Source organism: Frankia umida, assembly GCF_023242945.1.
Classification (GTDB): Bacteria; Actinomycetota; Actinomycetes; order Frankiales; family Frankiaceae; genus Frankia; species Frankia umida.
Genome location: NZ_JALKFT010000030.1, coordinates 14,319 through 34,564 on the forward strand (window position 1 = coordinate 14,319; position 20,246 = coordinate 34,564).

Below are 20,246 nucleotides of genomic sequence, written 5' to 3' on the forward strand. Positions count from 1 at the left end.
ACCCCCACGGGCGTGGGGAGCACCTGTTCCGCCTGCTCCGCGGCCCGCGCACGGGCGGTTCACCCCCACGGGCGTGGGGAGCACCGCAGACCCGCCACAGTCAGCTCAGCCACCGTCGGTTCACCCCCACGGGCGTGGGGAGCACCAGGTCCCGAGTGGCTACGCCTTCGAACTGGGCGGTTCACCCCCACGGGCGTGGGGAGCACGACGTCGAGTCCGCATCGCCTGGCTGCGAGGGTGGTTCACCCCCACGGGCGTGGGGAGCACGTCCGCCAGCAGCAGGCCGCGCTCCGGGACTTCGGTTCACCCCCACGGGCGTGGGGAGCACACTTGCTGAACTGGGCTTTTAGATCGGGTCCTGCGTCTGTTGTGAATCCAGGCCGGGCATCGACACCCCAGTGGCTGAACTCGCGGGCTTTGCCTGTCGGGCAGCCGGAACGGAGGCTTGGCCGGTCATAGTTACGCAGCCTACCGCTGCGACACAAGGATGATCAGTGGTGCCAACGTGACAAGCGGTGCTCGTCACCCTCAGGTATCGAACTCGCCGTCACGGACGCCAGCGGTGAAGGCGGCCCATTCGGCGGCGGTGAAGACGAGGATGGGGCCGGTGCGGTCCTTGGAGTCGCGCAGGGCGCGGCCGTTCTGCGGGAGCTTGGCGACTTCGACGCAGGCGCCGCTGCCGTTGGTGTAGCTGGACAACTGCCAGGTGAGGTTGTCCCGGTCGAACTCGATTTTGCTGGTCATGGCTGGTCCCTCACCAGGCTCTGGATCATCTCGGTGGAGTCGCGGGGGTTGAGCGCGAGGGCTCGCAGATGGTCGAGTTTGTCCCGGTACTGCCGCACTTCCTCGGGCTTCTCGACGTACAGGCTGCCCGTCAGAACCTCCAGGTAGACGACCTCCGGATCGTCTGGATCCGGGAAAGCCAGGTGCGTGAAGGACGTCCCGAGCGCGGTGTGGCCTCCGACGTTGAACGGTAGCACCTGAATTGTCACGTTCGGGCGGGTTCCGGCGTCCAGGAGATGCCTGAGCTGGGCATCCAGGACATCGGGGCCGCCGACGGGGCGGCGCAGCACGGCCTCGTCGAGTACGACCCACAAGCGGGGCGGCTGCGAGCCGGTGAGGCGTTCCTGGCGACTGGTCCGCAGTGCCACCCGTCGGCGGACCTCGTCGCCAGGAAGCTCCGGCCAGGTGGAACGGATCACCGCGGCGGCGTACTCCGGGGTCTGCAGCAGGCCCTCGACCAGGGACGACTGGTAGACGTTGATCGACGACGCGTCGGCCTCGAGCCCGATGTAGACCTCCATCCACCGCGGGACGACGTCGCCGAAGCTTCGCCACCAGCCCTGGCGGCGGGTCTCCCTGGCCAGCACGAGGATCGCCTCCCGCTGACCGACATCGTCAACGCCATAGAGAGTCAGCAGATCACCGACGTCGAGCGCACGCACGGCGACCCGGCCGTTCTCGATCCGACTGATCTTGGCGTCGGACGCGCGGATCGCCTGCCCCGCCTCCCCCGCGGTCAGGCCGGCAGCCTCACGCAGCCTCCGCAGCTCGGCCCCCAGCCGGCGGCTGCGCACCGTCGGCCCCGCTGACGACTTCGCCACGCTTCCTCCGCCATCGCACACCCATGCCTGATCGCAGTCTGCCACCGGCCGAACGCGATCCCACTAACTCCATCCGCAACGAAAACAAGTCTACAGATGCAGTTGCATTTAAAGGTTCGCAGCGGCATCCTCACGTTCCAAGGACGCTCTGACGCCGACGGGCCCACGACACGCTCATGAGCACCCGTGGCCAGCACACCGCTCCGCAGCAGCCATCAACCGCCCGCCGCACACTGCCTGCTGGCCCGGCGTCCTCACCACTCCCGCTGCCCTTGCCGGATCTCTCCCACCACGCCGTACGAGCCGGGGCAGCGCCACCTCCACTCCAACGGAGAGACGCCACCATGACCAACGAGGTGATCCGTCCACAGGCGAGCCAGACCTCGCCACCTCTCATCCCCACCGCGGAGCCACAGTGACCGCCGCGCTTCCAGCACTCGCCGTCCGCATGGCAGTCGACCACTTCCCCGCCGCCATGACCGCCATACCGGCAGTGCGGGCCGCCGCGGTCCAAGCCCTGCGTGCCTGGCGTCTGGACTCGGACAGCGTCGAGTCGGCGCAGATCGTCGTGTCGGAGCTCGCCACGAACGCTGCGAAGATCAGCGAAGGGAAAGCCGGAAACGTACTCTGGCTGACCCTCACCGGCCCGACCCTGACCATCGAGGTCTGGGACGACAGCAACACCCCACCCGCCCTCGCCCACCCAAACGACGACGACGAAAACGGCCGCGGCCTCGTCCTGGTCGACGCACTCTGCCTGCGATGGTCCTGGTACCGCCCACGCAGCGGCGGCAAGATCGTCTGGGCCCAGCTCGCCGCGAGCACAGAGCCGGCGCACCCCGACACCGGCCACACCGAAACGGCCCTGCCGAAACGTTCGCGCTCTTCCAGCCCGACGCCGGCACACCCCACCGTCTTCGAGGACGACCCGGCGCTTCTCCGTCGCGTCCTGGACGGACTCCGTCGTCTCAACAGCCGGCTGCCGGAGCCGAGTGGCCTCGCATCTGGCCTGCACCCTTTACCGGCCCGGCACGCTGAACAGCAGCGAGGTGACCAGCTGATGGCGGCCCAGTTCCGCGTTTCGGAGCACCTGCGACCCGTGGTGCTGCTGGCCAGGATGCGCAGCCTGGTGCCCGGCGAGGAGATCGAGCGGACGCTCGGCCTCTTCCATCCCCCCATCAGCCCGACCTCCGCCGGCTGGAGGGCGCTCTGTAGCGCCCTCGACGCCTACGACGCCGCGGAAGCCGCCAGCCTCGACACCACCCCGGCACGCCACTGCATCATCGCAGCCGCCTCCGCGCTTCCCGGGACCTCCCGATTCCAGGCAGGAACGTTCCCCACGACGTCCGAGAACACCGACAGCTTCCCCACCGGACTCCCCCGAAAGCACCTGGAACATCGCGCACCGTCGCGCAAGTCGTTCTGAAGCGCCCACGAAGCGGCCTGACCACAGACCTGCCCTCGAGGCCAGGCGTCACCGTGGCACCAGGGTCAGTCCCATTCCGATCGCGAGGGACTCCGCACTTCATCCGCCATGGGTGTTGGTCAACGGAACTGTTCACCTCGCGCCGTCGGTGCTCCGCGGTGAGCCCCGACCCACAACTCAGGCCAGCGGCGATCGTGGAGGCCTTCGGTGGGCACTGGGAGCTGATCCGTACGCCGGAATCCCGAGACCCCGTGGCCGCGTTCTTCCAGCCGGACGGGGCCAGCGCTGATCCGGGATCGGGCCTGTGGTCGGCGCAGGGGACGGTCTGGCAGGTGGAAGAGCAGCTGGGATTCCCCCTCCCCCACGCTGTCCATCGGGCACTTCAGCGAAGCGAACCAGTCGGGCAGCATCTTTGGCCGCCGCCCGAGCAGCTGCGGCCGACCGCGGATCTCGGCCCGGCAGATGTTCCCGACTCGACGATTCCGCGGCGATTCGACCAGGTCCACGTTGTCGGCGGCGGCTCGGAGACCTACGGCCGGCTTATGCACGGCGACCAGTCAATGCGAAGCTGGCAGCACGGCCGATACCGACTCGACCTCCACGCGGTGTCCAAGGTCCAGCAGGTACACCAGCGCCTCGAGTTCAACGTCGCCTACCGGGTCTGGACGGACGGTCTCATCGCCTTCGCCGGAGACGACCTGCACCTGGCCGGATGCGGCCCCTTCGCCGATGAGGCTCTTCGGCACCTGGCCGGGTTCCCCGGCACAAGCAGGACGGACAGAGACCTCACCGCCAGACAGGGGGACTTCCTCGCCTACCATGCCACCGCACTGACCACCATGCTCCTGCAGCCAACCCACCCCTACCCGCCCGGCACCCGGATCTCGGCCCAGAGCACCAGATCCGCCATCACGGCAGTCGGCACGGTCGTCGACACCGCCCGCAACGCCGCCGGCGATCTCCTCTACCTCTGGCGACCCGACGTCTACGATCTTCCCGGCCACCCCTATAGAGCTCGACTCCACGACCACACGCTGGTCTCACCCCACCACCTGGTGGAACCCACACTCGAAGCGCCGGACACAGCCGTCGACGGCCCCGACGGATCGGCCGTTCTCACCTACGGCAGCCGGATACGAACGATTGATCACCCCGGTTTCCACCACGCAACGGTCCTGCGCGCGCGGCTTGGCCCCGAGGAGCTTTACTACGACGTGCTCCCCGATCGTCAGACGGCCGTTGTGCAGATTCCCGCGACGGACATCGTCCCGGTCGCTGGCACCGCCTGGCCGACGATCGTCACCATCCTCGAGGCCCGCACAGCAGCCCAGGTGCCCCTGAAAGACGATGAGATCATCGTTGCTCTTCGCGAGTTGACCACCACGATCTCGACCCCGTTCGGCCCGATGGCCCGCGTGGCCGAACGGCAGCTGCCCTCACTGGACGCGGCGCTCGATCCCCACACTCCCGACGTCCCCACGCCCGAGCAGATCAAGTTCACGCGCGATTCCACCCGTCACCCCTCGGTCGTGTCGATCGACCAGGACCAACTCCAGCTTGTCGACCCTGCCCACGGCTTCATGACCATGAAGTCGGATGTCTATGCGGCTGCACTGACCCGTTCCGACGCGGACCTCACCCGGCTGCTCACCCACAAGCAGACCGTCACTCTGGACGGCTCCGAGTCGCACGCCACCCTCGCCGCGCTTGCCGCCACCCACTTTCCTGACGTCTCACCAACACGCGACGGGCCTGCTCCCGACCCACCAGTCGACGGGCCGACCTTCGACCTGGACCTCTGACGGCGCATGATGTCTGATCATCCGCGCATCACTGTGCGGGCAGGGCATCGAGCACCGGCTGCCAGGTGAAGTCCGCCTGGCCCTCGGCCGGCTGGATCGCGTTGGTCGCCAGCACGGTGAAGCCGAACGCGGCCAGATCGCGCAGGGCCCGTCCGAACGCCGGGTGCGCGGCCAGACTGGCTTTGACATAGGGGGCCACGACCACGGGGAGCTCGAGCCCGATCGCCTCGTTGACGACGCCGAGCGCCGGACTGTCGTTGATCCCGGCCGCACATTTGTTGATCGTGTTGAAGGTGGCGGGAACGACCGCCACCGCCTTTGCCTGCGGAAGACGCGGTTCGTCCGGACGCCGAGGCCGCGTTCGCACCGGATGGCCGGTCAGCTCCTCCAGCGCGCGTACGTCCAACCAGGAGGCGGCGGGCGGCGTCGGCACGACACACACCGACCAGTCTGCGTCGTGAGCCGCACGTACCAGCTCGGCGATCTGGCTCGCGGGCGGCGCCGCGCACACGACCAGGTGAAGGACCCGTTGTTCGCGCTCGGCGGCCATCAGGCGGATATCCCGGTCTGCTCGGCGACGCTGCGCAGGATCGGGACGGTGGATCCTCGTGCGCGGTGCAGCAGGGTCGTGACCACGGAGCGGGCCACAGGATCGAAGCGCAACATCTGGGGAGCACGCCGGGCCACATCAAGGATGTGCACGGCCGCGACATCGTTCTCGCCCAGGCTGGTATGCGCGCTCGCGAGATCCACGTGGACGCGGGCATGCCGGCCCGCCAAGGGCGCCGGCAGAAGCCGGGTATCGATCTGGGCGCCTATCCGGACGGCCTCGGCCGGGTCGTCCAGAGTCTGGGCGGCGGCGAGAGCGTGGATCGCCACGTTCGTCGGCCCGAACGCCGACCACAGGCGGTTGTCATCTTGGCCGAGCACAGCCGCCTGGTCGGCTGCCGCGTCGAGGCGTCGGTGGGCCTCGGCGCGATCATCACGCCGCACCGAGATCATCGCTGCGAGCAGGAGAAGCGCTCCCCGCGCCGAGACGACATCCGGATCATCGATCCCGCTCCGCCGCCCGTTCAGGGCGTCAAGCGCCTCGAGCGCGAGACGTTCGGCGTCCGCGGGACGTCCCGTGTCATGGAAGACGCAGGCGATCTGCCTCCGGGCAGTCGCCACCAGCGCCGGGGCATCGCCGATCAACGCGGCGTGCTGGCCACGGTCCGCGGCGAGCCAGGCAAGACCATGATCGCCGGTTTTGGTCGCCAACTTGGCCGCGGCGATGTAGACCGCCGCACGGGTACGCCCCACCATCCGCGGATCGACCCCGGCCGGTGGATCGGCCGCGAGCGCCTCCACACCGCGCACGGCGACCGGGAGAAGCCTGGCCGCCGACGCGAAATCGGCCTCCTGATATCTGCTGTGACAGTCCCGGGCCAGCGCGGCGAGCTCGTCAAGGACGGCCGAGGTCATCCTGCGATCGCTTGGCTGCTCGGTCGGCGCGGTGATGGCTTCTCGCAGCTCCGCCAGAAGATCGCCGCCACCCTCCGATGCGGACTCTCGGCCCGCTGACGCTGGACCATTGTTGCTCTGGAGGTTGGGGAGGATCGCGGTGGAGACGCCGACGACCGACGCCCCGATCAGGAACTGCTGCCGATTCAACTGGCCGGCCCTCACCGCCGAGTCGTGATCAACAGGTTCGGTCAGCGCGGGAGCTTCGGTGCTTTCAGCCGGCGCGCCCTTGGCTCGGATCGTGGCGAGCAGGTGCAGGTCTGCGGGGGTGAGGTGCTCTCGGTCGTCGAGATCGAGCAAATGGTGGATGTCGGTGCCGTACGCCTCCGCCAGCAGCGCGAGGATCTGCGGGGTGGGGCGGCGACGCATCGGATGCGGCCACAGCTCCAGCTCGGACAGCTTCGCCCCGGTCATCGCGGCCTTGCCCGTGGGATCCAGACCCAGCCGAGCTGCGTGCGCGTTGAGATGTGCCGCCGCCTGGGTCTGCGACCAGCCGCACGCGAGACGGTGGGCCGCCCGGGGCCGAAGCCGATAGCGGCGGCCGAGCTCCACGGCGATCTCGTCACGGCTCATCCCGGCCGCGTGCATCCGGATCCGCAGCTCTTCCTGCTCGGCCCGCTGACTCGACCTGCTCATGGCGCCGCGACCAGCTCCCCTCCGGACTCCACAGCCGTCGTGCCCACATGTCGAGGATAGGTGACAGGCAACCACCCGGTACGCCCCTCGAGTCGCGCTGCGTGCGTTACGGACGCCCACCAGCGGGCCCGACTGCGAGATTCTCCCCCACGGGCGTTCATCTGTGCAGCTCACGGCCATCGTGACGACGCGAGGAAACGTCCGCACTACAAGGGATCTTTTCCGCTTCGCGATACGGCAGTCTCGTGTCGTCCGGCCGCCGGTTCTCCCCGAGCCGTCGGCCGGATCCCACCGACGCACCTTGCGACTGAACCGCCAGCCTTTTGCTCTCAGTAAACCACTCACCCCAAACACGGTCATCCGGAGAATTTGCGTGTACCTGTTCGAGATGGCAGCCATCGGCGGCGACAACCTCGCGCCCACCGGCGGCCTCTACAACTCCTACCTGCACCGCCGCGGAGAGCTCGGCCTGACCCTCGAGACGATCAACGGACTGGCGGACCGCTGCCAGCAGTACACCGGAAAGATCCTCGGAATCTTTCTGGAGATGACCGCCCTCGCCGGCGACATCGACCAGGGCCTGCAGACCGGCCGGCACCTCGGCCCCGATGAGCGGGCCGAACTCCGCAGGAAGGTCGCCCGGCGCAACACGCTGAGCCTGCAGGCAGAGCAGCTCTACCTCGACACGGTCCTTGACGGGCAGGACCTGCTCGCCGAGGAGCAGCTGAGGCTTTTCACCGAGGGCGTCGAACAGGAACGAGAGAGGGCACGGGCGGCTGTCGAAGCTGGCCTGCGGCGCCCCGCACTGCTGTAGCCGAGAACCCATCCATCGCGGCGGTGATGTAGGTGATGTATCCGCAGGTATTGCCGCCGGGACCGAATCCGCCACCTTCGCCACGTCCGTCTGTCGTCCCACCCGGGATCGGAATCCATCATGCCGCCTGAGACATCGACGCCCGCCACACCCGCCACGCTGTTCGGAACCGACGCAACGCGCACGCGCGCACCTCTCGCGCCCGCCGAGCTGCGCGTGGACGTCGCGCACGCGGCCAGAATGTACGACTACTACCTCGGCGGTAAGGATCACTTCCCGGCAGACCGCGACGCCGCAGAGGCGGCCCTGCTCGCCCTTCCGACGCTACGGATCGCCGCACGGCAGAACCGGAGTTTCCTGCTCCGGGCCACCCGCCACCTCACCGAGGTCGGCATCCGGCAGTTCCTGGATATCGGCACCGGTATTCCCACGAGCCCCAACCTGCACGAGGTCGCCCAGACAATCGCCCCCGACAGCCGCATCGTCTACACCGACAACGATCCTCTTGTTCTTGCACACGCCCGCGCGCTACTCACCAGCGTCCCCCAAGGTGCCACTGCCTACCTCGATGCCGACCTCCACGACCCCGACCGCATCCTGACCTCGCCGGAACTCCACGACACCCTCGACCTCACCCGACCGGTCGCCTTGTCCCTCATCGCCATCCTGCATTTCCTTCCGGACGACCACGACCCGTACAGCATCGTCCGGCGCCTGATGGACGCCCTGCCCTCCGGCAGCTACCTGGCACTCACCCACATCACCGTCGACCATGATCGGGAATCGGTGGACGCAGCCGCGGAGGTCTACCGCCAGCGCGGCATTCCGGTGCAGGCACGATCCATCGACGACATCGAGCGCTTCGTCGACGGCCTGGATCTCCTCGACCCAGGCATACGGCTGGTCCACCACTGGCGGCCGGACGACGGGGTGCCGCCGGGCCTCACCGATGCCCAGGTAAGCGTCTACGGCGCGGTGGCACGGAAGTTGTGAAAGTGCGGCCAGCGGTTCACCTTCACCGCCAGAGCACATCTCTGGTGCCGACATGACACTGCGCTGCCTACCGCGGATCAGTCGGCCCTGCTACAACAAGCCCGGCCGCTGCCCCGGCTGGGCCGGCGGTGGCCTCACCTACGCCCGGCGAGCACGATGCGAAGGCGGGCACCTTCATTTCCCGGATAGTTCCGGATGGCGATGGCAGCTGTGGCCGTGGCTGCCGCACCGCTGCCCAACCTGCCGACTCATCGTGCTTCCACCGCATGTCTGCTGGCTCTCCGGACCTTTTCTCTGGGACAAGCTGCGGCACAGGACGCACCGGACGACATGATTGCAAGACCACCCAGAATACTCGCCCGAAAGGGGTGAAGTGTGGGATACCGAATAGGTAAGAGATTCTCGTTCGACGCAGCCCATCATCTTGACGGCCTTCCTCCGGGACACAAGTGTGCCCGCGTTCATGGGCACACCTACACGGTCGAGGTGGTGTTCGCAGCCGACCGTCTCGATGAACCCGGATTCGTGACCGACTTCGGCGACCTGGAACCCTTCGGTACGTATCTCGACGAGAAATTCGACCACCGCGATCTGAACGACGTCCTGGATGTTCCGCCGACCAGCGAGTTGCTGGCAGCCCACCTGGCCCAGTGGATCATCGACAGCCTGGAGCCGCTGGTTCAGGGACGGCTGGAGTCCGTTCGGGTGGCGGAGTCCCCCAACAGCTGGGCCGAGTTCGCTCCCGCTGGACGAGACGAATGATCGTCACCGAGCAGCAGCCCGCGCCATCTCCCGCCCGCGATCTGCTTGTCAGCGAGACTTTCGGACCCACGTTTCAGGGCGAGGGCGTCTCGTCTGGCCAGCAGGCGCTCTTTGTCCGTCTCGCCGCCTGCAACCTGTCCTGCCGCTGGTGTGACACGCCCTTCACGTGGGACTGGAGCACGTTCGACCGCTCCGCCGAGACCCAGCACGTCAGCATCATCGATCTTGTTCGCTGGGCGGCTGGATTCGAGACGAAGCTCGTCGTCGTCACCGGCGGAGAGCCGCTGCTGCAGCGTGACCGGCTGACGGAACTGGCGATCCTGCTGGAGATCGCCGGGAAGCGTGTGGAGATCGAAACCAACGGCACGCTTGTTCCTGGCGCCGCGCTGGCCGCCTCGGCCACGAGGTTCAACGTGAGCGTCAAACTCGCCCACAGCGGGGTGACGCAGGAGCGACGCATCCGACCAGACGCGATCCGAGCTCTTGCCGACATGTCGGCCTGCAACTGGAAGTTCGTCGTCCAACAGCCGGGCGATCTGGACGAGATCGCCGACCTCGAGGCCCGCTTCGGCCTCGAGCCGATCTGGGTGATGCCGGCAGGCACGCAGGATGCTTCGACGCTCGCGGTGATGAGAGCGCTGGCCGACGAGGTGCTGGTCCGCGGGTGGAACCTCACGCCTCGGCTGCACATTCTCCTCTGGGGAGACATCCGTGGACGCTGACGTGCTCACCTGGCCGGAGCTCACCGACATCACCGAGCAACTGGCCGCCGCGGTGGCCGCCGATGCTGTGCCGGATGTCATCGTGGGCATCCTGCGCGGAGGGATGGTTCCCGCGGTTCTGCTTGCCCACCGTCTGGGTGTTCGGGACGTACGTGCTCTCCCGATCACGCACACCCGGTACGACGGCGTGAACGCGCCGAAGACCGAGCGGCCAATGCTGGCGTACCCCGGCTCCGTCGGCCGTCTCGAGGGCCGGGATGTCCTGGTGGTCGATGACGTGATGGGCAGCGGAGAGACCCTCGAGGCCGCCTGCGGCCATCTGGCCGGCCAGGGCGCCCGCAGGATACGCAGTGCCATCTGCCTGCGAAATCGGGCGAACCAACCGGTCGCCGACACTGCTGGTGCCGGTGATGACGTTGCCGACGATGGTGGCGGTGATGCGCGGACCCCGACCTACCTCGGGCGCGAGATCCAGCGGTGGGTGGTCTTTCCCTGGGAGCAGCCGTGACGACGGTGGCGTTCTGCCTGCTTACCTACCGGCCGGACCATCCGTCGGGTATCGAGCGCAGCATCGCCGCGTTGGCCGCCGGCCTGCGCGGGCTCGGCCACACGGCCGTGATCCTCGCCGGCGGTCCGGGGGAACAGGGCGACGAGGCCGAGCCCGGGCTGATTCGGCTTGCGTCGGTGAGGCTGCCTCGTCCGGCGCTCAACGCCGACGTGCTCGCCGCGCTCGCCGACCCCGAACCGGTCCTGGCCGAGGTGTCGCGCGTGCTGCATGACCTGTCGGTGCAGGTCGTGTGCTGGGCCGCGCCCGTCTGGGGTCTCGGGCACCTCAGCCCGGCACCAGCCGGCGTGCGCACCGCGCTGATGATGCACAACACGATCCGGCCCACCTCGGCGGATGCGTGGGCGAAGGCGATGGCCGCCGCCGACGTCGTGCTGCCGGCGAGCCCCTATCTGGTAGCGGCGGCGCACAGGGACGGCTGGGACACCAGTGCCTGGCGGGTCGTGCCCAACGGGCTGCTCACCGTCCCCCGGACACCGGACCGCGAACAGCGGGAGCGGCTACGCGCGTCCGGTCCGCTGCGGCTGGTGTCCCGGGCCGCGCCTGTCAAGGGGCAGGCCGAATTTCTGGCGGCGATGCCGCCGCACTGGGATCGCCCGGTGGAAGTCGTGCTCGCCGAAGCCGATTTCGAGTTCGAGCCCGGCGAGCAGGCCGCAGCGCTGACTGCCTGCCGCGCCCAGGCGGCCCGACGTCCTGATGTGGTGCACCTGCTGCCGGCGCTGCGCTGGCAGCAGGTGCCCGCGTTCTTCGCCGGCGCGGCGGCCACCGTCATCTCGTCGGTGGAGCCCGAGACGTTCAGCCACACGGCCGCCGAGGCGCTGTCCACCGGCACCCCGGTGATCACCTTCGATCACGGTTATGTGCCGACGCTCATCGGCCCGGCCGGACGGGTCGTGCCGCTGCGGTCGGGTTTTCCCGCCGTCTGGGCGGCACTCGACGACCTGCTGGCAGACGCCGACGCCTACCACGCCGCCAGCTCCGCGGCGCCGCCGCGCATTGCCCCGCACACCCCGGAAAAGGCGGCCGAGGCATTCCTCGCCGCGACGGCCACCTCGACTCCCTGAACGCCAACCCTGAGCTCCACGACCCGCGAAGCCGGGCCAGGCACCACCGCCATACGGGCCCCGTATGGCCCCGTCCAACCCCTTCCACGGTCAAGAGGAGGGCTCCGTGTTCGGACTACTACCCGGGGACAGAGCGCTGGTCGTCGGCGCTCATCCTGACGATGAAACCGTCGGCATGGCCGGCACGATCGCCGTCATGACCGGCTACGGCATCCAGGTCGACGTGCTCTCCGTCATCTGCGTTACCACGCCGATGTACGGCGGCCACTCCGACAGCCGCACGCGGCTTGACGAGTTCCACGAGGCGTGCGATGTCCTGGGCGTCGACCGGCGTCGGGTCGCATGGCTCGACGACCGGCGTGCGGCCAGTCCGAGCACGCATCTTTCCGAGCTGGTCGCTCTGATCGAGACGGGCGAGGACGTGTCCCTGGCCGCCTCGCGGCCGGCCGCCCTGTTCATCCCGGCAGGCGGCCATCACCAGGACCACCAGGCCGTGCACCTCGCGGCCCTCGCCGCGGTCCGCCCCGGCCCTCGGCCCGGGCGCCCCCTGCCGCGCCTCGTACTCGGCTACGACGGGCCCGAGGACCGCGCCTGGCTTGCTGGTTGTGCACCGCGGCCCGTGCTCATCGACATCACCTCGGCCCTCCAGGCCAAAGCCAAGGCACTCGCCTGCTACCAGAGCCAGCTGCGCGACGATCCGCATCCCCGCAGCATCGAGAAGATCCAGGCACAGGACTGCGCGGCGGGCGCCGAGATCGGCGCTCACGCCGCCGAACGGTTCGCCGTCTACCGGATGGCGTTCTCGTGACCAGCCCCGACACCGCCAACGCCACCACCGACAACGACGCCGCCGCCGTAGATGCCGACACCGGTCACGTTCTCGTCGCGCATCAGCCGGCCTATCTGCCCTGGCCTGGCTACTTCGCCCGGCTGCTGGACGCGGACCGGTTCCTCCTGCTCGATCATGTCCAGTTCAGCGCGGGCAGCTGGCAGCAGCGCAACGTCATCCTGGGCAGTGACGGCACCCGCCGGCTGCTGACGGTTCCGATCCGCCGGCCGCACCACCAGCCGATTCGCGACGTCATGATCGCCGATGACCGGTGGCGTGCACGCCACTGGCGGATCATCACAGACGGCTACCGGCATGCTCCCTTCTGGCCGCAGTGGGAGCCGCACCTGGCGACGATCTACGACCGGCCCTGGGAGCGGCTTGCCGCGCTGAACGAGGCGCTGCTGCGCCTTCTGCTGGACGGATTCGGGCTGTCCGTGAAGCTCGTCCGCTCCAGCGAGCTTGCGCCAGCGGGCCATCGAACCGACATGCTGATCGACCTGTGTCGGCTGACCGGCGCCCGGGTCCTGCGCGTTGGCACCGGCGCGACCAGCTACCTCGACGGTGGCTGCCTTGCCCGCGCCGAAATCGGGATCGAGGTGGCGACCTACTCCCATCCGCCCTACGTCCAGAGCCGCCGCGGCTTCCTGCCCGGCCTGTCGGCCCTGGATCTCCTGTTGCACTGCGGCCCGGCCGCCCGCAGCATCCTGGCCGCCGGTGCGGCGGTCAGCCCGTGGACCTCGGCCCTCGCCTCGGAGGTTTCCCATGCCACCCGATGATCAGAACCCGATGATGACGACTGGTCCGAAGGCCACCGCGCCGATGCCGGTTGGGCCCGATCCCACGCCCGTCCGACCATGGGTCACCCTCGAAGGCATCAACGGGGTCGGCAAGACCTACCTCGCCGATCGCGCCGCCGACCAGCTCGGCACACGCTGCGTGCCGCTGGTCGAACTGCCCGACCACGACAGCGACGGGCTCCCGGGGCAGGTGATCCACGCCCTGCACGCGACCGGCGACCACTTTCTGCAGACAGGGCATCCGCGGACCGAAACCCTGCTGCTGGCCGCCCTTCAGGTCCACCGCCACGAGGCCACCCGACTCGATCCGGGCCAGGTCGTTCTCGAGGACCGCGGCCCGTACAGCGTGGCCGTCTACCAGGCTGCCGTACTCTGCGCCACCGCCTCCCTCGACGAGGCGTTCGCCACCGCCCGCACCATCCTGGACCTGCTGACCCAGTGGCGGCCCCTGCCCACAGCCACGCTCCTGGTCGTCGACGATCCGCGCCTGTGCCGGGAACGGTTCGAGCGACGAACCGGTCGCCGTGCCAACCCGGGCGAGGTGGTGCTCATGGAGCGAGTGGCCAGCCTCTACGACATGTTCGCCGCAGCCCTGCCCAACCCGTTCGCGTTCGAGGTGCTCGACCGCACCCAGCTGGACGCGGACGCCTGCGTGCACCGCATCGTCGCGGCCTGCGAACGAGTGGCCTCCGCCCCGGCCCTGGAGGCCCGGTGATCACCAGCGGCGGCCAGGCGGGGATCACCGCGCTGTGGGCGTTGCGCAGTCCCTGCCCACTGGCCTGCGAGTACTGCTACTTCGGATCACTCGAGGAGCATCGGGAGAACCCCGTGACCGCACCGGGTGCGCTCTCCCACCTGTCCCACGACGATCTTCCTTCCGGTGACGTCCTCGCCTTCGCCCGCACCATCGCCGGGTCTGCGGTGCAGCGGGTGTTCCTGGCAGGCGGGGAGCCTCTCGTGTGGCCGCCGATCCTGAGCCTGATCGAGATCCTCCGCCGCGGCGGGGTGGAGGTCGTCGTCTGCACGAACGGCATCCCGCTGAACCGCCCGGAGATCACCCGTTCGCTCGTCGAGCTCGAGGTCGACGCGGTGTCGGTGTCCCTGGACTCACTCGATGCCCGCTACCACGACACCTGGCGCCCCTCGCGCAACGGCAAGGACGGCTGGCAGCAGGTCGTCGACGGCATCCGGACCCTGGTCACCACCCGGGGCAGCGCGACGGCCCCGCGGGTCGGGATCTACATGGTCCTCACCCGCAGCAACCTCACCAGCCTCGCCGCGACCGGGCGCTTCGCCGCCGACCTCGGCTGCGACTACTTCGTCCCGCAGCCGGTCTCACTCGACGCGGACCACCGGCTCCACTCCGAGCTCACCTTGGTCGAGGGTGACCTGCCGGCCCTTGGGCAGCAGTTCACCGCACTCGCCAACGCGCGGCTGCCGCTGTGGACACCGGCGGTCGACTACCCCGGCCGGATCGCCGCCGCGGTGCGGACCTCCGTGGGATCCGTCCGCGACTGTTTCGGGGGCCAGCGTCTGTTCTTCGTACAGCCCGACGGGTCGGTCTGGGACTGCCCGTCGTCGCTGCGGATCGCCGCCACCCCGCCGTCGCGCCACCGGACGATTCGGGGCAACACCGCGGCCGAGGTCTTCACCGCGGACGACAGCTGCGCGGACTGCGCGCTGTTCTCCGTCGACTGCGTGAACATGTGGCCCCTGATGGACTTCGACCGAGTTCTGTCCACCACCGCGGGACTATGCCGTGACCGCGCCTGATCCGTTGGCCCTGCTGGAGCAGGTGGTGACGCGCAGGCCGGATCCCGCCAGCCGCGAGCAGGCGGCACTGTTGGAAGCCGAACTCGCCGCCGCCCACGACGTGGCGTACGCGGTCGTCGTCTCCTCCGGAACCGCGGCCCTGCACACCGCGCTCGTTGCCGCCGGGATCGGCGCGGGCGACGAGGTTCTGGTCTCGGCCATCCCCGTGATCATGACGGTGGCGGCCGTGGTCCTGGCCGGCGCCCGGCCGGTCTTCGTCGACACCGGGCCGGACGGCGAGCCGTTCGATGTCGCCGATGCCGCTTCCAAGATCACATCCAGGACGCGGGCCGTGCTTCCCGTCCATCTCGGCGGACGAAGCGGCGACCTGCAGCCGGTGGTCGATCTGGCCGCCCACACCGGCCTTCACCTCATCGAGGATGCCTGCCAGGCGCATGGCAGCCGCTACCGGGGATGGCTGCTCGGCACGCTGGGATCGGCCGGCTGTTTCTCGCTCAAGGACGGCAAGCTGCTCTCGTGCGGCGAGGGCGGCTACCTCGTCACCAACAATCCCGACCTTGCCGCCCGGGCCCGGGCGTTCCAGTCCCACTGGCAGACGCCGGCACCCGGCCAGCCGGCGCTGACCCGTCTCGGCACGAACTACCGGCTCGCCGAGCCGCTCGCCGCGCTGGCCAGGATCAGCCTCGCCGGCTTCGACGCCAGGCTCGCGCGTCACCGCCATGGCGCCGACCGACTCGTCCACCTGGTCGGTGACGTGCCCGGTCTCGCTGTCATTCCGGCTGCGCCAGGAGAACAGCCCAACGGCTACTGCGCGCTGTGGCGGATCCTGCTCCCCCGTCCGCGGGAACTCTCCGGCCGTCTCGCCGAAGCCGGCGTGGTCAACAGCGTCGGATCCTTCGGCCTGCGCGCCGCCCACCAGCATGCGGCCTGCTGCTCACTACACCCCGCTCCCTGCCCGAACGCCGCACGCGCGGCCGACTCCCTGCTCGTCGTCCCGATCCCGATCCGGGATCCGGCCCCGGACGACGAGGCCCGACTCGCCCGGATCGCGGACCTGATCACAACAGAGGTAGCGGCATGGTGATCCTCGAAGACCCGGAGTTCCGGGCCCATACGTTCGTCGTCCTGGACTTCGAGGCCCTTACGCCCAAGGGACGTCCGGCCGAACCCACCGAGGTCGCGGCGGCGGCGGGCTCGTTCCGCACCGGCCGGTGGGTGGAAACTGGCCGGTTCAGCTCGCTGATACGGCCACCCGACGATGTGCCGGTGACCCGGTTCGACGTCGAACAGACCGGGCTGACCGAGGAGGTACTGCGCACCCAGGCGCCCGCGGCACAGGTCATGGCCTCCCTCGACGGACGACTGACCGCACCGCCCTACCGCCTGGTCGCCCACCATGCACCGACGGAGGCCGGGCTCATCGCCCGCCAACACGAGCACTGCCCGCGGCTGGCTGCGACGCCACTGCTGTGCACCGTCCGGCTCGCCCGCATCGCCTACCCCGAGCTGCCCTCCCACAGCCTGAACGCGGTGCTCCATCACCTGGGCATCCCGCTGCCCGCAGACCGGCACCGCGCCCTGCCAGATGTGGAGGTGACCGTCGCCGTGTTCGCACGGCTGCTCGCCGACGCCGCCGCCGCCGGTCACTGGTCAACCCTGGCCGACCTGGACCGTCTCGGTGGCCTGCCGCCCAGGCACCCCCCGCCGGGCCCGGCGGATGCCGCCGTCCAGCCTTCCCTGTTCTGATCCGGCCCTCAGCGGTGCGCCAGCTGCGCGACGTCACCGATGCGGCCGAACAGTTCCTTGGCCTGCAGTTTCGAGTCCTCGGCGACATCCGCCGCGTCGGCGAGCTGCTGTTCGTCGAACCAGCGCACCTGGGTTTCCGGCAGCTCCACATCCCCGTCCCAGAACGCGACGAAAACGTGATCAACATGCACATGCCGTGCGGCGCAATGGCTGTCCGGACTTGCCGCCATCTCGACGATCCACCATGGTGCGATCACCGGCCGATGCGGGAACCCGTCGGGCAGGGGTGTCGCCGGGCCGGCCACCAGCCGGACGCGGCAGCCGAGTTCCTCCTCAACCTCCCGGATCGCGGCCTCCGCGGCGCTCTCGTACACCTCGACATGTCCACCGGGCGGCAGCCAGCCGCGGAACCGCCGATGCCACATCATCGCCACCTGCCAAGCCGCGTCCTCGCCCCGGCGGAACACGAAAACCGTCGCCGTCGCCTCCTTCGCCACCGCCTCCTTGCTCATCGGACCTGCCTTTCCACCATCGGCCGCACCGGCGCTTTCGTAGGAATGGCGCGAGCCTCCCATACCGCGTCCAACCGAATCCGACACCAGCCCCACGCACCCACGCGGGGACACCCGAAACGTCGGCGCACCCAGACCCAGCAGCTTCTGACCCAGCGCGGGAGGTGGCCATGGAGGCCGTCTGGAACGGAATCCTGACCTGCGACTACGAACGAACCCGCCCACAGGCCAGCCGCCTGGAATGGGATCTCTACACCACCTCCCTGACCAGCTGGCCCACGATTCTCATGGACGACCCGAGGCCCTACGGCCGGCTACGCCGCGCAGGCATCGTCGACATCCCCGAACCGGCCCACCGCGACCTGACCAGCGCCTGGCACCGCCTGCTCGCCAGCCTGCGCTACACCGACCACCTGATCGCCCGCACCACGCGCCACCGCACCGTCGCCCGCGCTGCTCTGGACCGTGTGGACGACGCCCGCCAGCGCCAGGACGTCGACGATCTCACCCGAGCGCTCGCAGCGGCCACCGCGGCCTTCATCAGGGTGAACGCCACGCATATCGTCAACTGGCTGCTTCCTGAGCAGCGCTGGGAACGCCTGCTCACTGATCTTTTCGGCTCGTCCGACACGGCGCTCACCTGTCTGTCGGCGCTGCAACTCCCAGCCTCACCCGGGCATATCCTGGCCACCTACCTGCAGCCGCGTCACCCGCCCGTGGCAACAGCCGCATCTGGCGTGGTGGCAACGGCCCGACCGCCGGCCTCTGCCGACCGGCCCGCGGACCCGCTTGCCCGACGCACCCGTGCTGCCAGCCGCCGCGAGGCCTGGACCACCGCCGCTCTGCTCGCCGCCGCCGGCACCGACACCGTGGTCACCGAGGTCCGCGCGCTGAGCCGTCTCCTCGGCTGGGCAGCCGACAGCGAGGAACGGCGCAACGAACTCCGCGGACGCCTCCTCGCCGCCGCCGACACCTGGTGCGACCTCACCAACGCCGACCGCAACCAGATCACCGCGGCCGACCTCCTGGGAGAACCCGATGACCTTTGCTGAGATGACAGGCCTCGCCAATGCCACCGACCGGGCCAGACACGGTCGCAAGGCCGCGGCCCTCGCGACCCTGATCGCCCAGGGGCTTCCGGTGCCCGACGGGCTCGTCCTGCCCGCAGATCTCACCGACGAGCAGGTCGAAGGCGCGGTCCCTGACATCGTGGCCTGGGCCAGGTCCCACGCCGTCCGCCACGGCCTCGTCGTTCGGTCCTCGGCGCCCGAGGAGGACGGCCCGCAGGCGTCGTTCGCCGGCCTCTACGCCTCGCGCTTCACGCGCGTCCGTCCTCCAGCACTGCTCGCCGCCATTCGCGAGGTGCGCGCCGGCGCGACCGCCCCCGCTGTCGCCGCCTACGCCGCGCACCACCACGTCCCCCTCACCGGCCGCCTCGCCGTCCTCATCCAACCCGCGATCCGCGCCCACACCGCCGGTGTGCTCGCCGCGGACTTCGATCCCACGGGCCGCCTGCAACGGTGGACGTTGGATGCCGTACACGGCCTTGCGGTGCCCGTGGTCAACGGCAGCCAGCGCGGCGAACGTCATCACAGCGCCCGAGACAGCCCGGTCCCCGCTGAGCAGGACGTTCTGTTTCTCCCCGGCACTGCCCGTGAGCTGCGCCGACCGCCCGGCGAATGGATCGAGCTGCCTGCAGAGAAAGGACTACCGCCGCATCGCGTCAAGATCCAGACCTCTGCTGGTGGCCTGCTCCAGCTCCACGCGCCCCTCCAGGCGCAGGGCCGTTCCCTCATCAACCCGTCGACTCGGGACCGCCTGCTTCGCCTTGCCGGCCGGGCCGCCGCGGCCCTGGGCCTTGACCAGATCGACATCGAGTGGGCCGCCACCGGTGGCCGAACCCTCTACATCCTTCAGGCCCGCCCGCTCACCGGACCCGTCCCCGAGCCTCACGCAGACGCTCCCTCCGACGACGACGCGGCCTGGCGCGGTATCCCGGCATCGCCCGGCCGCGGCAGCGGTCCCGCCCACCATGTGCGCCTGCCGATGACTGCCTCAGCCGGCAGCTCCGCCGGCACCGTGATCATCTGTGACAACATCGGCCCCGACGCCCTCGACGCTCTCCTCGCCGGCCCGGCCGCGATCGCTGCGACCTCCGGCGGGCCTCTCTCCCACGCCGCCATCGTCGCCCGCGAACTCGGCGTCCCCTGTGTCACCGCCCTACCCACCGACCTACACAAGATCAAGACGGGAGCCCTGCTCACCGTCGATGGAACAGCGGGGACCGTTCAGATCACCGCCGTCCCGGAAGCATCATCGGACCGACAGCGCACATCACTCGCGAATGCAGCCGTCGTGACCTCGGCCCTGCCGACGCGTCCACCCGAGGACGGACGCCGAGCGACGATCCTCCTCCAGCTCCCGGGCAAGGCGTTACCGCTTGTTCCGGACGACGCCAAAACCGCCACACGCGCCGTGGAACCCCCCGTCGGCGTTCTGCAGCCCAGCGACCAACCAGCGCTGCCGCCATTGCCAGCCGGATACCAGGAGCATCGGTTGGAAGGACTCGGCAGACTTGCCTGGCCGAGCAGCGCCGGCCCGTTGCCCAGCCGGCTGGTCGTCCTCGATCTCGAGGACCTGATCTACGAGAGGCCGGCTCCCCCCGTCGGGCCGCTATGAACTTCCCGCAACGGAT

At 69.5% G+C, this 20,246-nt stretch carries 21 protein-coding genes and 1 CRISPR repeat array (1 of these 22 only partly in view); of the genes, 16 read left to right on the forward strand and 5 right to left on the reverse strand.

Translation table 11 applies throughout. From position 1 onward, the window contains the following. Positions 1-328: direct repeats of the CRISPR family, unit length 29 nt; unit sequence CGGTTCACCCCCACGGGCGTGGGGAGCAC (it extends 922 nt beyond the left edge of the window). 200 nt (positions 329-528) lie between these two features. Beyond that, complete coding sequence (locus MXD59_RS21245; protein WP_248826388.1) at positions 529-744, reverse strand: DUF397 domain-containing protein; 216 nt, start codon at positions 742-744, stop codon at positions 529-531. Continuing rightward, positions 741-1,604: a helix-turn-helix domain-containing protein gene (locus MXD59_RS21250; protein ID WP_248826389.1), complete on the reverse strand. Its 864-nt coding sequence runs from the start codon at positions 1,602-1,604 to the stop codon at positions 741-743. Before MXD59_RS21250 ends, MXD59_RS21245 begins: the two co-directional genes overlap by 4 nt. A gap of 415 nt (positions 1,605-2,019) precedes the next feature. On the opposite strand from MXD59_RS21250, the gene MXD59_RS21255 reads away from it, so the two are divergent. Both MXD59_RS21255 and MXD59_RS21260 read left to right on the forward strand, forming a co-directional pair. Next, positions 2,020-3,030: an ATP-binding protein gene (locus MXD59_RS21255; protein ID WP_248826390.1), complete on the forward strand. Its 1,011-nt coding sequence runs from the start codon at positions 2,020-2,022 to the stop codon at positions 3,028-3,030. Positions 3,031-3,188: 158 nt separating this feature from the next. After that, a complete protein-coding gene (locus MXD59_RS21260; RefSeq protein ID WP_248826391.1) occupies positions 3,189-4,832 on the forward strand; it encodes a hypothetical protein in 1,644 nt (547 codons plus the stop codon). 28 nt (positions 4,833-4,860) lie between these two features. On the opposite strand, the gene MXD59_RS21265 is transcribed toward MXD59_RS21260, so the two are convergent. Further along, entirely contained in the window at positions 4,861-5,382 is a 522-nt protein-coding gene (locus MXD59_RS21265; RefSeq protein ID WP_248826392.1) for a flavoprotein, read from the reverse strand. Beyond that, a complete protein-coding gene (locus MXD59_RS21270) occupies positions 5,382-6,971 on the reverse strand; it encodes a hypothetical protein (RefSeq protein ID WP_248826393.1) in 1,590 nt (529 codons plus the stop codon). The genes MXD59_RS21265 and MXD59_RS21270 overlap by 1 nt, the downstream gene beginning before the upstream one ends. Positions 6,972-7,344: 373 nt before the next feature. Between MXD59_RS21270 and MXD59_RS21275 the strand changes: the two genes are divergently transcribed. The 12 genes from MXD59_RS21275 (at position 7,345) to MXD59_RS21330 (ending at position 17,039) form a co-directional block, all read left to right on the forward strand. Then, a complete protein-coding gene (locus MXD59_RS21275; protein WP_248826394.1) occupies positions 7,345-7,785 on the forward strand; it encodes a hypothetical protein in 441 nt (146 codons plus the stop codon). A 120-nt stretch (positions 7,786-7,905) separates the two neighbouring features. Then, complete coding sequence (locus tag MXD59_RS21280; RefSeq protein ID WP_248826395.1) at positions 7,906-8,778, forward strand: SAM-dependent methyltransferase; 873 nt, start codon at positions 7,906-7,908, stop codon at positions 8,776-8,778. A 375-nt stretch (positions 8,779-9,153) separates the two neighbouring features. Beyond that, entirely contained in the window at positions 9,154-9,540 is a 387-nt protein-coding gene (locus MXD59_RS21285) for a 6-pyruvoyl trahydropterin synthase family protein (RefSeq protein ID WP_248826396.1), read from the forward strand. After that, the gene (locus MXD59_RS21290; RefSeq protein ID WP_248826397.1) at positions 9,537-10,262 is read left to right on the forward strand and encodes a 7-carboxy-7-deazaguanine synthase QueE; all 726 of its coding nucleotides are present in this window, start codon (positions 9,537-9,539) and stop codon (positions 10,260-10,262) included. The genes MXD59_RS21285 and MXD59_RS21290 overlap by 4 nt, the downstream gene beginning before the upstream one ends. Continuing rightward, on the forward strand, positions 10,252-10,770 hold the full coding sequence (locus tag MXD59_RS21295; protein WP_248826398.1) for a phosphoribosyltransferase: 519 nt from the start codon (positions 10,252-10,254) through the stop codon (positions 10,768-10,770). Before MXD59_RS21290 ends, MXD59_RS21295 begins: the two co-directional genes overlap by 11 nt. Next, positions 10,767-11,891 carry a glycosyltransferase family 4 protein gene (locus MXD59_RS21300; RefSeq protein WP_248826399.1) on the forward strand — a complete coding sequence of 375 codons (1,125 nt, stop codon included), beginning with the start codon at positions 10,767-10,769 and terminating at the stop codon, positions 11,889-11,891. Before MXD59_RS21295 ends, MXD59_RS21300 begins: the two co-directional genes overlap by 4 nt. Positions 11,892-11,955: 64 nt before the next feature. Then, positions 11,956-12,699 (forward strand): PIG-L deacetylase family protein, encoded by a 744-nt coding sequence (locus tag MXD59_RS21305; RefSeq protein WP_248826400.1) that lies wholly within the window; start codon positions 11,956-11,958, stop codon positions 12,697-12,699. Continuing rightward, positions 12,696-13,499, forward strand: a complete 804-nt coding sequence (locus MXD59_RS21310) for a WbqC family protein (protein WP_248826401.1) — start codon at positions 12,696-12,698, stop codon at positions 13,497-13,499. The genes MXD59_RS21305 and MXD59_RS21310 overlap by 4 nt, the downstream gene beginning before the upstream one ends. Before the next feature lie 10 nt (positions 13,500-13,509). After that, a complete protein-coding gene (locus MXD59_RS21315) occupies positions 13,510-14,235 on the forward strand; it encodes a nucleoside/nucleotide kinase family protein (RefSeq protein WP_248826402.1) in 726 nt (241 codons plus the stop codon). Then, complete coding sequence (locus MXD59_RS21320; protein WP_248826403.1) at positions 14,232-15,293, forward strand: radical SAM protein; 1,062 nt, start codon at positions 14,232-14,234, stop codon at positions 15,291-15,293. The genes MXD59_RS21315 and MXD59_RS21320 overlap by 4 nt, the downstream gene beginning before the upstream one ends. After that, positions 15,280-16,377: a DegT/DnrJ/EryC1/StrS family aminotransferase gene (locus MXD59_RS21325; protein ID WP_248826404.1), complete on the forward strand. Its 1,098-nt coding sequence runs from the start codon at positions 15,280-15,282 to the stop codon at positions 16,375-16,377. Before MXD59_RS21320 ends, MXD59_RS21325 begins: the two co-directional genes overlap by 14 nt. Continuing rightward, positions 16,371-17,039: a 3'-5' exonuclease gene (locus tag MXD59_RS21330; protein ID WP_248826405.1), complete on the forward strand. Its 669-nt coding sequence runs from the start codon at positions 16,371-16,373 to the stop codon at positions 17,037-17,039. The genes MXD59_RS21325 and MXD59_RS21330 overlap by 7 nt, the downstream gene beginning before the upstream one ends. An 8-nt stretch (positions 17,040-17,047) precedes the next feature. On the opposite strand, the gene MXD59_RS21335 is transcribed toward MXD59_RS21330, so the two are convergent. Then, positions 17,048-17,551, reverse strand: coding sequence for an NUDIX domain-containing protein (locus MXD59_RS21335; protein WP_248826406.1), 504 nt, complete (start codon positions 17,549-17,551; stop codon positions 17,048-17,050). A gap of 170 nt (positions 17,552-17,721) precedes the next feature. Between MXD59_RS21335 and MXD59_RS21340 the strand changes: the two genes are divergently transcribed. Both MXD59_RS21340 and MXD59_RS21345 read left to right on the forward strand, forming a co-directional pair. After that, the gene (locus MXD59_RS21340; RefSeq protein WP_248826407.1) at positions 17,722-18,603 is read left to right on the forward strand and encodes a hypothetical protein; all 882 of its coding nucleotides are present in this window, start codon (positions 17,722-17,724) and stop codon (positions 18,601-18,603) included. Beyond that, positions 18,590-20,230, forward strand: coding sequence for a PEP/pyruvate-binding domain-containing protein (locus tag MXD59_RS21345; RefSeq protein ID WP_248826408.1), 1,641 nt, complete (start codon positions 18,590-18,592; stop codon positions 20,228-20,230). Before MXD59_RS21340 ends, MXD59_RS21345 begins: the two co-directional genes overlap by 14 nt. The last annotated feature ends 16 nt before the right edge of the window (positions 20,231-20,246 follow it).

Excerpts from the sequence above, each read along its gene's own strand:
- MXD59_RS21305 (WP_248826400.1), top strand. The coding sequence starts at position 11,956 with ATGGCCCCGTCCAACCCCTTCCACGGTCAAGAGGAGGGCTCCGTGTTC.
- MXD59_RS21245 (WP_248826388.1), bottom strand. The coding sequence starts at position 744 with ATGACCAGCAAAATCGAGTTCGACCGGGACAACCTCACCTGGCAGTTG.
- MXD59_RS21280 (WP_248826395.1), top strand. The coding sequence starts at position 7,906 with ATGCCGCCTGAGACATCGACGCCCGCCACACCCGCCACGCTGTTCGGA.
- MXD59_RS21335 (WP_248826406.1), bottom strand. The coding sequence starts at position 17,551 with ATGAGCAAGGAGGCGGTGGCGAAGGAGGCGACGGCGACGGTTTTCGTG.
- MXD59_RS21345 (WP_248826408.1), top strand. The coding sequence starts at position 18,590 with ATGACCTTTGCTGAGATGACAGGCCTCGCCAATGCCACCGACCGGGCC.
- MXD59_RS21270 (WP_248826393.1), bottom strand. The coding sequence starts at position 6,971 with ATGAGCAGGTCGAGTCAGCGGGCCGAGCAGGAAGAGCTGCGGATCCGG.
- MXD59_RS21315 (WP_248826402.1), top strand. The coding sequence starts at position 13,510 with ATGATGACGACTGGTCCGAAGGCCACCGCGCCGATGCCGGTTGGGCCC.
- MXD59_RS21330 (WP_248826405.1), top strand. The coding sequence starts at position 16,371 with ATGGTGATCCTCGAAGACCCGGAGTTCCGGGCCCATACGTTCGTCGTC.
- MXD59_RS21265 (WP_248826392.1), bottom strand. The coding sequence starts at position 5,382 with ATGGCCGCCGAGCGCGAACAACGGGTCCTTCACCTGGTCGTGTGCGCG.
- MXD59_RS21340 (WP_248826407.1), top strand. The coding sequence starts at position 17,722 with ATGGAGGCCGTCTGGAACGGAATCCTGACCTGCGACTACGAACGAACC.
- MXD59_RS21290 (WP_248826397.1), top strand. The coding sequence starts at position 9,537 with ATGATCGTCACCGAGCAGCAGCCCGCGCCATCTCCCGCCCGCGATCTG.